This window comes from Pseudomonas sp. AP3_22 TE3818, assembly GCF_053628995.1.
Genome location: NZ_JBRJHL010000001.1, coordinates 2,683,607 through 2,696,317, shown reverse-complemented (window position 1 = coordinate 2,696,317; position 12,711 = coordinate 2,683,607). Strand labels below are relative to the sequence as shown.

The 12,711-nt window shown below is 62.4% G+C and carries 9 protein-coding genes and 2 pseudogenes; 7 read left to right on the top strand and 4 right to left on the bottom strand.

Features of this window, described 5'->3' with window-relative positions; translation table 11 throughout:
* Positions 1-24: 24 nt before the first annotated feature.
* Positions 25-147, top strand: coding sequence for a hypothetical protein (locus tag AB7M25_RS12255; protein ID WP_454237361.1), 123 nt, complete (start codon positions 25-27; stop codon positions 145-147).
* A gap of 119 nt (positions 148-266) precedes the next feature.
* Here AB7M25_RS12255 and AB7M25_RS12250 read toward each other — a convergent pair whose 3' ends face one another.
* Both AB7M25_RS12250 and AB7M25_RS12245 read right to left on the bottom strand, forming a co-directional pair.
* On the bottom strand, positions 267-1,757 hold the full coding sequence (locus AB7M25_RS12250; RefSeq protein WP_429384842.1) for an aldehyde dehydrogenase family protein: 1,491 nt from the start codon (positions 1,755-1,757) through the stop codon (positions 267-269).
* Positions 1,758-1,858: 101 nt separating this feature from the next.
* Entirely contained in the window at positions 1,859-2,248 is a 390-nt protein-coding gene (locus AB7M25_RS12245) for a c-type cytochrome (protein WP_429384845.1), read from the bottom strand.
* A gap of 283 nt (positions 2,249-2,531) precedes the next feature.
* Here AB7M25_RS12245 and AB7M25_RS12240 point away from each other — a divergent pair, with 283 nt between their 5' ends.
* The 6 genes and pseudogenes from AB7M25_RS12240 (at position 2,532) to AB7M25_RS12215 (ending at position 10,408) form a co-directional block, all read left to right on the top strand.
* Positions 2,532-3,854, top strand: coding sequence for a hypothetical protein (locus AB7M25_RS12240; protein WP_454237360.1), 1,323 nt, complete (start codon positions 2,532-2,534; stop codon positions 3,852-3,854).
* A gap of 15 nt (positions 3,855-3,869) precedes the next feature.
* Positions 3,870-4,637, top strand: a pseudogene (locus AB7M25_RS12235) (cache domain-containing protein); the annotation flags it as partial.
* Positions 4,638-5,009: 372 nt separating this feature from the next.
* Positions 5,010-6,035 (top strand): annotated as a pseudogene (locus AB7M25_RS12230) (methyl-accepting chemotaxis protein); the annotation flags it as partial.
* A 760-nt stretch (positions 6,036-6,795) separates the two neighbouring features.
* Positions 6,796-8,109, top strand: a complete 1,314-nt coding sequence (locus AB7M25_RS12225) for an amino acid permease (protein WP_454237359.1) — start codon at positions 6,796-6,798, stop codon at positions 8,107-8,109.
* Positions 8,102-9,382 carry an aspartate aminotransferase family protein gene (locus AB7M25_RS12220; RefSeq protein WP_454237358.1) on the top strand — a complete coding sequence of 427 codons (1,281 nt, stop codon included), beginning with the start codon at positions 8,102-8,104 and terminating at the stop codon, positions 9,380-9,382. The genes AB7M25_RS12225 and AB7M25_RS12220 overlap by 8 nt, the downstream gene beginning before the upstream one ends.
* A 9-nt stretch (positions 9,383-9,391) precedes the next feature.
* The gene (locus AB7M25_RS12215; protein WP_454237357.1) at positions 9,392-10,408 is read left to right on the top strand and encodes a phosphotransferase enzyme family protein; all 1,017 of its coding nucleotides are present in this window, start codon (positions 9,392-9,394) and stop codon (positions 10,406-10,408) included.
* A 176-nt stretch (positions 10,409-10,584) separates the two neighbouring features.
* Here the strand turns inward: AB7M25_RS12215 and AB7M25_RS12210 are convergent, their stop codons facing one another.
* Positions 10,585-10,881 (bottom strand): DUF6124 family protein, encoded by a 297-nt coding sequence (locus tag AB7M25_RS12210; protein WP_454237356.1) that lies wholly within the window; start codon positions 10,879-10,881, stop codon positions 10,585-10,587.
* Positions 10,882-11,476: 595 nt separating this feature from the next.
* Positions 11,477-12,559: a sigma-54 interaction domain-containing protein gene (locus AB7M25_RS12205; protein ID WP_429384862.1), complete on the bottom strand. Its 1,083-nt coding sequence runs from the start codon at positions 12,557-12,559 to the stop codon at positions 11,477-11,479.
* Positions 12,560-12,711 lie beyond the last annotated feature (152 nt).

Below are 12,711 nucleotides of genomic sequence, written 5' to 3'. Positions count from 1 at the left end.
CTTGTGGGAGCTGGCTTGCCAGCGATGGTCGTCAACGATAACGCGGGTGAACTGGATCAACGCGGCGCACTGGAGTCCATCGCCAGCAGGCTGGCTCCTACAGACGCGGTCTCCTGTAGGAGCTGGCTTGCCAGCGATGGTCGTTAACGATAACGCGTGTGAACTGGATAAACGCGGCGCACTTGAGCCCATCGCCGGCAAGCCGGCTCCTACAAGACCGCATTAACCTGACGTTTTTCGCGAGCAAGGTCGCTCCCACAGGTTGATCAATGCGCGATACACACCGACTTAAGCTCGGTGTAGGCCTCGATCACCGCACGACCGAACTCGCGGCCCATGCCCGACTGCTTGACGCCACCAAACGGCATTGCCGGGTCGAGCAACACATGGGCATTGACCCATACCGTACCGGCTTCGATGCGTGGCACCAGGTTCATGGCTTTGCCCAGGTCGTTGGTCCACAGGCTCGCGGCCAGGCCGTAGCGGTTGTCGTTGGCCAGTTCGATCACGGCGTCTTCGTCGTCGAACGGCATCACGCCCAGCACCGGGCCGAACACTTCTTCGCGGGCCACGGCCATGCTGTGGTCGATGTCCGCCAGAATGGTCGGCTGTACGAAGAAGCCGTCGCCCTCCAGCAACTCACCGCCAGTGACCACCCGCGCACCTTCCTGTCGAGCCAGTTCGATGTGCTTGAGCACGCTTTGTTGTTGCTTGCGCGACACCAGCGGGTTGATCGCCGCGTCGCCGTTCATGCCCGCGCCAATCGGCATTGCCGAGACGGCGGCGGCCAGGGCCTCGACGAATTTGTCGTGGATCGAGCGGTGCACATAGAAGCGCGATGCCGCGGCGCAGACCTGGCCGTTGTTCAGCAAGCCACCGAGGATCGCGCCTTGCACGGCTTTTTCGATGTCGGCATCGGCGAGCACGATCATCGGGTTCTTGCCGCCCAGTTCCAGGGAGAAGCGCGTCATGTTTTCCATGCACGCCACGCCGACGCTCTTACCCACGGCGGTGGAACCGGTGAACGACACCTTGCTCACCCGTGGATGCGAGGTCAGCACACCACCGACCGAGGCACCGCCACCGGTGACCACGTTGAACACGCCAGCCGGGATGCCCGCTTCCAGCGCCAGCTCGGCCAGGCGCATGGCGGTCAACGGGGTTTCCATCGCCGGCTTGATGATCACCGTGCAACCAGTGGCCAGGGCGGGCATCAGCTTCCAGGCGGCGATCAGCAGGGGGAAGTTCCACGGCACGATGCCGACCACCACGCCCACCGGCTCACGCTTGGTGAACGCAGTGAATTTGGCACCCGGTGGCAACGGAATCGACACGTCGAAGGTCTGCCCTTCGATCTTGGTCGCCCAGCCGGACATGTAGCGCATGAATTCCACGGTGGCGTTCAGGTCCAGCGCGCGGGCCATGTTGATCGACTTGCCCTGGCTCAGGGTTTCCAGCTGGGCCAGTTCTTCGGCGTGTTCTTCGACCAGGCGGGTGAAGTTCAGCAGGATGCGCTCACGGTCGGCCGGGCGCAGGCTTGACCACACGCCGGATTTGAACGCCTTGTGCGACGACTGTACGGCGCGCTCGACGATCTCCAGCGGCGCATCCAGGGTTTCGCACAGGGTTTGCCCGGTGGCCGGGTTGACCACGGCGATGCTGTCGCCCTCGGCAAACACCCACTGGCCGTCAATGAAGCAGCCGTGACGACGTTCGAGGAATGCAGCCACCTGGGGCAGGATTTCAACGTTGCTCATAATTCACCTTTCATTCAGGTGCAGGAGCCGACTCAAGGCCGTCTTCGCTGGCAAGCCAGCTCCTACAGGGGTTGGTGGTTGTCAGGCGCAAATTCGACTGATCAGTGTTGTTCTTTGAGGAAGCACGCGACCGCACGACGGTCGTCGGCGGACGCCAGGCCCATGTACGGCATGTAGGTGCCCGGCACGTAGGCCTGGGGCTGGGTGATCAATTGCGTGATGTTCTCGGCTTGCCAGCTGACGTCTTTGTCGCGCATGGCCTGGGAGTAGCTGAAGCCCGGCAGCGAGCCGGACTTGCGCCCGTACACGCCGAAAAGATTCGGCCCCATCATCCCGGTCGTACCCTGGGTCACCGCGTGGCAGACGCTGCACTCAGTGGCAAACACTGCGGCACCACGCTGGGTATCCGTGGCGCACTCGGCGGCAGACACCGCCTGAACCAGGGTGAAGGACAGCAAGCCGATGAGGGGCAAACGCAGCGAAGTGAACATAGGAAAACGCCCTTGAAAATCCACGCGCTCGCCGGCAGGCGAACGCCAACACCAAAAAATGCCGAGGCCAGGGTGCTTCGGCAGCTTGGTGGGGATTGTCGGTGGTCGCCGGCCGGCAGGTTTTGCCCTGCGTGCCAGTTATGTTGGCGGGGCTGCCAAACCGGACAATCTGGCATGCACAACCAACTAATTGGCAAACAGGGAAAAGGTCGAACGAAAGCCGCGACTTAGTATCCGGGCAGACCGCAAACCTGCGCTCAAGAACAAGAACGGATGCCACACCATGCTCAAGTCCCCCTTGCTTCGTCTCTCGACGCTCGCGCTGATGATCAGCGCCGGCCAGGCCAATGCCTATGAGCTGTACGCCGATGATGACAGCCATCTGAACGCCACCCTCGAAGCCGCGTTCGGCATTTTCCACAGCCAGGAAAACTACGCCCTGTCCGGCCGCCTCGACGAAGGTTCCTCGTCGTGGCGCGAGGGCTACATCAAATACGGTTTGAGTTTCGACAAGGGCCTGGGCGGTGCGGGCACGGCTTACGGCGCGGGCAACCTGCTCAGCTCCGGCACCTGGGGCGACGGCGATGCCGCCGGTTTCAGCGATGGCTCAGAACGCACCACCAAGTTCGAAGACGCCTACCTCGGCTGGCGTTCGGCCGATCTGTTCAGCGCCTTGGGCAGTGACGGCGTCGACCTGTCCTTCGGCCGCCAGAACATCGTGGTCGGCGATGGCTTCCTGATCGACGGCGACGCCCTGAACATGGGCAAGGGCCTGGCTGACGGCGAGTTCAACCGTGGCGGCGCCTACTACCTGGCCGCTCGCAAAGCCTTCGACGAAACCGCCGTATTGCGTCTGGGCGGCAAGGAAGGCTGGCGCAGCGACCTAATGTGGCTCAAGTCCGACAACCGCGCCCAGGCCAAGACCGAAATGTACGTCGGCACCCTGGAGCACGTGGCCGAGGCCGGCACGGTGGGCCTGACCTACATCAAGACCACCGACATCGACGAGCAGTACGCCTCGCCGATCCAGCTCGAACGCGACGGCATGAAGACCTACAGCGTGCGCGCAGCGGGCAATGCCGGAGTGAAGGACCTGTTTTTGTCCGGCGAATACGCCAAGCAGGACAAACCCCACGCCGCCACCGAAGACGCCTGGTACCTGGAAGCGGGCTGGACCTTCTCCGACGCGACCTGGACCCCGAACGTCAGCTACCGCTACAGCCGTTTCTCGGAAGGCTACGACACTTTGTTCTACGGCATGAGCCGTGGTTATGGCACCTGGTTCCAGGGTGAAGTGGCGGGCAACTACGCCGGGCCATTCAACAGCAACTCGCGGATTCAGAACGTCGGGCTGAAAGTCTCGCCGCTGGAAAACCTGAACCTGGGCGCGCTGTACTTCAACTTCGACACCATCGACCGCAGCCTGGGCAATACCGACGGCCACGAAGTCGACCTGTATGCCGAATGGCACGTCAACGACCACCTGACCGTGATGCCGCTGGTGGGCATCTTCCAGCCGGACAAGAGCGCCGAAAACGGCGGCACGCAACTGGGCAACAACGACCGGAACGTCTACGCCCAACTGCTGTTCGTCACCGGTTTCTAACCTCGGTCGTGGGCAATGGCGGCGTCATTGCCCACGTGGAAAAAGGTATTTCCAATGCACAAGAAACTCCTGACGATCCAAAGCAAGATCGCCCTCCTCGCCGGGCTCTGCCTGCTGCTGGTCGTCGGCTTGTTGATGGGGTTGTCGCTCTATCAGACCCACAAGAGCAGCCAGCAGGTGGCGCAAGCCAGCGGTGACATGCTCGCCAATGCGGCCAGGGAACACATGCAGGCCCTGGGCAAAGTGCAGGCCATGCAAGTGCAACGCACCTTCATGCAGACCCACGAATATGGCCAGGGGTTATCGCGCTACCTGTTGTACCTGCGACAGCTGCAACAACAGGGCAGCCTGACCCGCCAGCAACTGCGCCGGGAGCTGAGCACCCAGCTTCACCAGGCCCTGATCGACAAGCCCGACCTGCTCGGGCTTTATGTCATTTTCGAACCCGGTGGACTCGACGGCGACGACGCCGCTTTCGCCCACCAGGCGGACATTGGCAGCAACGAAACCGGGCGCTTCGCCCTGTATTGGGTGCAGAGCAAACCCGGCGAACTGCAAGCGGTGATCGGCGACGAAGGCCTGCTCGCCAACACCGAGCCGGGGCCCAGCGGCGCACCCTACAACGCCTTTTATACCTGCGCCCGCGACACCCGTCAGGCCTGTGTGCTCGAGCCCTATTTCGACGAGGCGTCCGGCAGCCGCAAACTGGTGACCAGCGTGGCCTTCCCGTTGCTGGAAAACGGCAAGGTGATCGCCGTGGTCGGGCTCGACATCAACCTCGCCGCCCTGCAACAGAACAGCCAGGCCAGCGCCCGTGAGTTGTTCGAGGGCAACGGTCAGATCAGCATCGTCAGCCCGCGCGGGGTGATCTCCGCCAACAGCCAGGATGCCAGCCGTCTCGGCCAACCGATGGACAGCGCCGAGGTGATGGACGCCTTGCACCAGGGCAAACCCAAAGTGTTTGTCGATGCCCGGCAGATCGAGGTGCTTGAGCCGCTGTCTCCGATTGCCGGCGCCGCACCGTGGGGCGTGCTGGTCGGCGTGCCGCAAGAGGTTTTGCTGGCACCGGTGACCACCTTGCAAAAGGAACTCGACGCCCAAGGCGTGCAAAGCACCGCGCTGGAGTTGCTCCTCGGTGGTGGTTCGGCCCTGCTCGGCCTGCTGTTGATCGGGTACACGGCGCGGCGCATTACCCGGCCACTGCAAGTGCTGACCCGCGTGATGGAGGATATCTCCCTCGGCGAAGGCGACCTGACCCGGCGCCTGCAGGTGCAATCGCGGGATGAAATCGGTCAACTGGCGATCGCCTTCAACCGGTTTGTCGAACGCATCCACCAGTCGATGCGCGAGGTATCCTCGGCAGCCCTCGGTGTCAATGAAGGGGCGCGGCGCGTGCTGAATGCATCGAACGCTTCGCTGAGCAATTTCGACGATCAATCCACCCGCACCAGCAGCGTGGCGGCGGCGATCAACCAGTTGGGCGCGGCCGCCCAGGAGATCGCCCACAACGCCAGCGATGCCTCGCATCAGGCGTCCAGCGCCCGGCAACAGGCCGAGGACGGACGCCAGGTGGTGCAGCGCACGATAGAGGTGATGAACGAACTGTCGGGCAAGATCAGTGCCTCGTGCGCCAACATCGAAGTGCTCAACGACAAGACCGTGAACATCGGGCAGATCCTCGAAGTGATCAAGGGCATCTCCCAGCAGACCAACCTGCTGGCGCTCAACGCGGCCATTGAAGCAGCGCGGGCCGGTGAAGCGGGCCGTGGTTTCGCGGTAGTGGCGGACGAAGTGCGCAGCCTGGCCGGACGCACCCAGGCCTCGGCGCTGGAGATCCAGCAGATGATCGAAGAGCTGCAAGTGGGCGCACGCGAATCGGTCACCACCATGACCGAGAGCCAGCGCCACAGCGAAGAAAGCGTCACCATCGCCAACCTCGCCGGCTCCCGCCTCGGTAGCGTGACCCAGCGCATCGGCGAGATCGACAACGTCAACCAGTCCGTCGCCGCCGCCACGGAAGAACAGACGGCGGTGGTCGAGGCCTTGAATGTCGACATCACCCGGATCAACAGCCTGAACCAGCAAGGGGTGGAGAATTTGCAATCGACGTTGCGCGCTTGTACCGAGCTGGAGCAGCAGGCCGGGCGGTTGAATCAGTTGGTGGGGAGTTTTCGGATCTGAGGTTTGGGTTGCCTGATACGCAGCCATCGCGGGCAAGCCCGCTCCCACAGTGATTTGTGGTGTACGCAAATTTTGCGCTCACCGCAGAACCCTGTGGGAGCGGGCTTGCCCGCGAAGAGGCCGGCACTTCCAACATCAATATTGACTGACACACCGCCTTCGCGAGCAAGCCCGCTCCCACATTTGGATTTCTGCCATACACAAATCTTGTGTTAACCGGAGATCCCTGTGGGAGCGGGCTTGCCCGCGAAGAGGCCAGCACTTCCAACATCAATATTGACTGACACACCGCTTTCGCGGGCAAGCCCGCTCCCACATTTGGATTTTCTGCCGCACACAATTTCCAGGTGCACCACAGATCCCCTGTGGGAGCGAGCCTGCTCGCGATGAGGCCAGCACAGCCAACATCACCGTCGCCTGACACCCCGCCTTCGCGAGCAAGCCCGCTCCCACATCTGGATCTCTGCCATGCACAAATCTTGTGTTTACCAGAGATCCCTGTAGGAGCGGGCTTGCCCGCGAAGAGGCCGGCACAGCCAACATCACCGTCGCCTGACACCCCGCCTTCGCGAGCAGGCCCACATCTGGCACCCACAACCAACCACATGGCACACACGCACACCTGCCGCGCCGCACCCCCGGCGTAGTATCGAAGCCGACCTCTGGGGCAATCCGCTCCAACGTGCCCTGCAATGCAACGCTGAACCCCTCCACATCTCACTAAAACAATAAATCGGCCTTCGGGTCGCGGGAGATTTCTGTGCTCAAGAAAAGTGCGCTGGGCTGGCCAAAGATTGCCGGCCTCGGAATTGCGTTGGTGGTGGCCGGGCAGTTTTCCGGCTGGAACTTCGGGCTGGTGGCCGGTGGCTGGCTGAACATGCTGATCGCCACGTTGTTGATGGCCCTGCTCTGTGGCGGCCTGGCCTTGTGCGTGGCGGAACTGTCCACGGCGTTGCCCAGCGCTGGCGGCGTATTCGTGTATGCGCAAAGTGCCTTCGGGCCGTTCGTGGGCTATCTGGTCGGTGTCGCCTGCGCCTTGGCGCTGACCATCGGCACCGGTGCGGCAGCGACGTTCATTTGCGCCTACACCGAATCGATTTTCGGTCTCGGTGGCTGGCCGGTGAAGACCGCCCTGTTCGCGGTGATCATCGGCATCCACATGCGCGGCGTCGGTGAGGCCATGGGCCTGACCTTCATCGCCGGCATCATCGCCGTGGTCGCCCTGCTCACCTTTGGCGTGGCCATGGCGCCCCATGTCGAACTGGCCAACTTGCTGAAACTGCCCGCCAACGTCGTCACCCCGGTCAGCCTCGGCGGCATCTTCGCCTGCGTACCCTTCGCGATCTGGTTGTTCATCACGGTCGAGCAAACCGGTTCGGCAGCCGAAGAAGCGCACAACCCCGGTCGTACCATGCCGCGGGGCATTCTGGCGGCGATCAGCACCTTGCTGGTGACGGCGCTGGTGGTGCTGGTTTGCGCACCCGGTGCCGGTGGCGTCGAGCTGGTCGGTTCGGCAGGTGATCCGCTGTACGCCGCGATGTCCGGCAACAGCGCCTTCGGTGACGGTTCGTGGCTGGCCAAGGTGATTGGCTGCGGCGCGGTGTTCGGCCTGATCGCTACCTTCTTTTCACTGGTGTACGCCGCGTCCCGGCAGTTGTTCGCCATGGCCCGCGACGGCCTGTTCCCGCAATGGCTGGGCAAGACCGGCAAACGCGGTACGCCCTGGCCGGCGCTGTTGCTGATCGGCGCCATCGGCCTGCCGCTGTCCGAAGTGGACCCGGCCACGGTGATGCTCGCGGTCGTGTTGCTGCTCAACGTTGGCTACCTGTTCATCTTCGCCGCGTACCTGCGCATCAAGACCCGCCAGCCTGACCTGCCACGGCCCTTCACCTTGCCCGGCGGCAAACTGGTTGCCTGGCTGGGCCTGGCCCTGACGCTGGTGGTGATCGCCGCCTGCTTCCAGCTCGACCTGCTGATGCTGATCGCCCTCGCCGTGACCTTCAGCCTGTGCATTTTCAACTACCTGGTGCGCAACCGTCGCACCACCGCCCTCGAGGTTCCGGACCATGCCTGAAGACACTCTGCTGCAACGCCGCCATCGCGTACTGGGCAGCGCCTCACCGCTGTTCTACGACAAACCCTTGCACCTGGTGCGTGGCGAAGGTGTCTGGCTGTTCGACGTCGACGGTCGTCGCTACCTCGACGTCTACAACAACGTGCCCTGTGTCGGTCACTGCAACCCTCACGTGACCGAGGCCATGCACCGCCAGGCCACCACGCTGAACATCCATACCCGCTACCTCGACGAGCAAGTGGTGCGCTACGCCGAACGCCTGACCGCAACCTTCGGCGAGCCACTGGACACCGCGATGTTCACCTGCACCGGCAGCGAGGCCAATGAGCTGGCGCTGCGACTGGCGCGCTTTGCCAGTGGCGGCACCGGCATCATCGTCAGTGACTACAACTACCACGGCAACTCGGCGTCGCTGGCGCAAGTCACCACCGCCCTGCCCTCGCCGGAACCCTTCGCCGCCCATGCCCGCGCCGTACCGATTCCGTGCCTTTACCGGGCACCGGCCGGCACCACCGAGGCGCAACTGGCCGAGCAATACGCGGCCAACATCGCCGCCGCGATTGCCTCGATGCAGACCCAGGGCATTCGCCCGGCCGCGCTGCTGATCGACACCCTGTTCGCTAACGAAGGCCTGCCACGGGTGCCGGCCAGCTTCGTCAACAAGGCCGCCGCGCTGATCCGCGCTGCCGGCGGTCTGTTCATCGCCGACGAAGTGCAGTCCGGCTTCGGCCGTACCGGTGACCACCTGTGGGGTCATCAGGCCCACGGCGTGGTGCCGGACATCGTCACCCTCGGCAAACCCATGGGCAACGGCTATCCACTGGCCGGGCTGATCACCCACAAGGCCCTGGTCGAATCCTTCGGTCGCCATGCGATGTACTTCAACACCTTCGGTGGCTCGCCCGTGGCGGCGGCGGTCGGCATGGCGGTGCTGGACGTGATCGAGCAACAGCAACTGCTGAAAAACGCGCAAGACGTCGGGGCTTACGTGCAACAACGCCTGCAAGCGCTGGCCGCCAGGCACTCGATCATCGGCGACGTGCGCGGCAAGGGCCTGTTCTTTGCCATGGAACTGGTGCGCGACCACGCCAGCAAGGAGCCGGCCGGCCTGGAGGCGCGCAAGGTGGTCAACGACATGCGCGAGAACGGCGTGTTGATCAGCAAGATCGGCGCCGGCGACAACATTCTGAAGCTACGGCCGCCGCTGGTGTTCGGCCGCGATCATGCCGACCTGTTTGTCGACACCCTGGACCACGCCCTGAGCGCGATTTGAGGCCCTGCCATGACTGAATTCCACACCCTGCCACACGACCAGCAAGTGGCCCGCCTGCACGAACTGGCGCGCCATGCCCTGCAACAGTGGGACGGCGAGTTCGCCGACATTGAGCTGGTGAAGTTTCGCGAGAACGCGGTGTTCTCCGCCCAGCGCCACGATGGTCAGCGGGTCGCCTTGCGCATCCACCGCAATGGCTATCACTGCGAAGCCGCGCTGCGTTCCGAGCTGCAATGGATGGAGGCACTGGCCGGCGCCGGCATCACCGTGCCGCAAATCATCCGTGCGCAGAATCAAAGCCACCTGGTCGAAGTCACCCATCAAGCCATCGGCGAGCCGCGCCACATCGACATGCTCGCCTGGCTGCCGGGCGCCACCGCCGGCACCTCGGAGAACGGGGTGCAGGCCGATACCGAAATCGATTTTCTGTTCCGTGAGGCTGGCGCGATTGCCGCGCGCATTCACTTGCATTCGGCGCACTGGCAGCAACCGGACGAGTTTGTCCGGCATGCCTGGGATGAAGAAGGCCTGATCGGCGCCAATCCGTTCTGGGGGCGTTTCTGGGAGCTGGAGCCACTCAGCGATGAGCAGCGGGATTTACTGCAACAGGCCCGGCGCACGGCGCGCAAGGACTTGCGTGAGTACGGTCGGCACCTGGGCAATTTCGGCATGATCCACGCCGACCTGGTGCCCGAGAACCTGCTGATCGAAGGCCCGCGCCTGCGCCTGATCGACTTCGACGATGCCGGGTTTGGCTGGCACATGTTCGAGTTGGCCACCGCGCTGTACTTCTGCCTGGATGACCCGCGCTTTGATCAGATCAAGGCCGCGCTGCTCGACGGCTACCATGCGGTCAAGCCGCTGACCGAGGCGGATCGCAAGACCCTGGCGCTGTTCCTGATGCTGCGTGGCACCACGTATCTGGGCTGGATTCATACCCGCCAGGGCACGCCGACGGCGATTGAAATGGCGCCGATGTTGATTGAGCGGGCTTGCTGGTTGGCTCGGGAATATTTGCAGGTCTGATACACCGCTATCGCGGGCAAGCCCGCTCCCACAGTGGACTTTGCCGAACACAAATTTTGTCTACGCTCCAGATCCCTGTGGGAGCGGGCTTGCCCGCGAAGAGGCCAGCACTTCCAACATCAATGTTGACTGACACACCGCTTTCGCGGGCAAGCCCGCTCCCACAGTGTTCGTGGTTAGCCGGGGCGATCGACCTGATCCAGCGCCCGATTCACCGCCAACTCCCCCAGCATGATCACTTGCGCGATGCCCAGCAGGGTGTTGCGGTGCGTGCCTTCCAGGAAGCCCGCAAGGTCATTGGCCATGACACTCGCCGAGGCCAGCGATTCGCAGGCGTGGGCCAGCAGGGTTTCGGTGTCGATTTGCGGGTTGATGGTGAACATCGAGGAGGGTTTGTGCGGGGTGGCCATGATATGCAGGGCCGGGTTTGGGCAGGAATCGTTGTCTGGTGGATCAGGTGTAACCTTGAGCATGACTTTCATTTCCGTTGTGATGCTGCCACGTCGTCGCTGCTAAACGAGGGGTGGCGGCTGTACGCAGGTTAGCAGACCGGGGAAATGAAGAAAGCCGGCGCGCCCGAGGGCGCCCTGCGCACAGCTGCCATCAAATGCAGGTATGGAATACCTGCCTGACGGACACTCGTACGACCTTCAAATACCACGGGCTGCTAAACCCGATCACTGGAAATCAGTGACGCGAATCAAGTTACCGATGGACCTCAAGGCGCACAAGCCGGCGGATTCTGGCGTAGCTGTAGGCAATGCCGCAAGGTGTTGTAGCTTGCAGGAAGTTACTCCTACAGCCGTTAAACAGGCTCTTTAAACTGGCACCGCCATCGCGAGCAACCTCGCTCCCACAGTGGATATCAGTGAACTCAGAACTTGTGTTCGACGGCGATCCACTGTGGGAGCGGGCTTGCCCGCGAAGAGGCCATCACTTCCAACATCAATGTTGACTGACACACCGCCATCGCGGGCAAGTCGGATCGCTGCACCGCCGCTCCCACAGGGATCTTCAGTGATCACAAGAGGTGAGTACGCCAAAATTCCACTGTGGCTGCGAGCTTGCTCACGACTCCCCGACCGACAATGGCTTATTCAGCTCCCCGATCTTTTCCAGCCGCGCCCGGACGATATTGCGGCTGATGTTCAGCAACCGTCCGGTCTGCAACTGGTTGCCATGGCAGAACCGGTAAGCCGCGCGAAAGATGGTCTCCTCGATGTGTTCGTACAGGTCTGGAATATTCTGTTCAAACAGGGCGTTGAGCGCTGCTTCCAGATCGACCGGTCCGGCAACGGCATGGCCTGTTTGAACCGCTTGCTCCTGCTCATGACGGATGCTGGAGGAACGCATGTCCACCAAGTGCAAATCCGCGGGAGCGACCCGTTGATTGCGGCACACCAGCAAGGCATGGTGAATCGAGTTTTCCAGCTCACGGATATTGCCCGGCCAGCTGTGCTCCAGCAGTTTGCGTTCCGCCTCGACACTCAACGTGGCTCGGTTGTAGCCCAGTCGCTGGCAATGTTCTTCGAGGAAAAACTCGGCCAGTGGCAAGATGTCTCCCGGCCGTTCGCGCAAGGGTGGCAGGCGAATCGTGGCGACGTGCAAACGGTAGAAAAGATCTTCGCGAAAATGCCCAGCCACCACCGCATCCGCCAGGTTGACGTTGGTCGCGGCGACAAGGCGTACGTTGATTGGAATGGGGGTGCGCGACCCTAAACGCACTACCTCACGCTCCTGCAGGACGCGCAGCAATTTGACCTGCATGTTCAACGGCAGATCACCGATTTCATCGAGGAACAGCGTCCCGCCATTGGCGGCCTCGAACCACCCGGCCTTGGTCGTGGCAGCGCCAGTGAACGCGCCTTTTTCATGGCCGAACAGTTCACTTTCCACCAGGGTTTCGGCGAAGGCACCGCAGTTGACGGCCACAAAGGGTTCACGCCCCCTGCGGCTCAAGTTGTGAATATGCCTTGCGACTAACTCCTTGCCGGTTCCGGTTTCGCCAATGATTAACGTATTGGCTTCGCTCGGGGCGAGGCGCTCGATGCGACTGAGCAATTCCTGGGATCGCGGGTCCTTGAACACCAGAACGGTGGCCCGCACCGACTTGGTCAGTTCGCGAGCGTTTGGGTGAGTGATCAGCGACATGGTGCATTCCTGGCAGTAAAAGCGCGTGCTCAATAGTGCATGAAGTTCATTAGACTAAAAAATTATTAATTAGTATTTGTATATTCCCAATATGCATATTGCATTCAATTGCTTCCAGCCTGCTGCTGGGGCAGCAACGGACAGGCATCCCC

Excerpts from the sequence above, each read along its gene's own strand:
- AB7M25_RS12205 (WP_429384862.1), bottom strand. The coding sequence starts at position 12,559 with ATGTCGCTGATCACTCACCCAAACGCTCGCGAACTGACCAAGTCGGTG.
- AB7M25_RS12215 (WP_454237357.1), top strand. The coding sequence starts at position 9,392 with ATGACTGAATTCCACACCCTGCCACACGACCAGCAAGTGGCCCGCCTG.
- AB7M25_RS12255 (WP_454237361.1), top strand. The coding sequence starts at position 25 with ATGGTCGTCAACGATAACGCGGGTGAACTGGATCAACGCGGCGCACTG.
- AB7M25_RS12245 (WP_429384845.1), bottom strand. The coding sequence starts at position 2,248 with ATGTTCACTTCGCTGCGTTTGCCCCTCATCGGCTTGCTGTCCTTCACC.
- AB7M25_RS12220 (WP_454237358.1), top strand. The coding sequence starts at position 8,102 with ATGCCTGAAGACACTCTGCTGCAACGCCGCCATCGCGTACTGGGCAGC.
- AB7M25_RS12250 (WP_429384842.1), bottom strand. The coding sequence starts at position 1,757 with ATGAGCAACGTTGAAATCCTGCCCCAGGTGGCTGCATTCCTCGAACGT.
- AB7M25_RS12210 (WP_454237356.1), bottom strand. The coding sequence starts at position 10,881 with ATGCTCAAGGTTACACCTGATCCACCAGACAACGATTCCTGCCCAAAC.
- AB7M25_RS12240 (WP_454237360.1), top strand. The coding sequence starts at position 2,532 with ATGCTCAAGTCCCCCTTGCTTCGTCTCTCGACGCTCGCGCTGATGATC.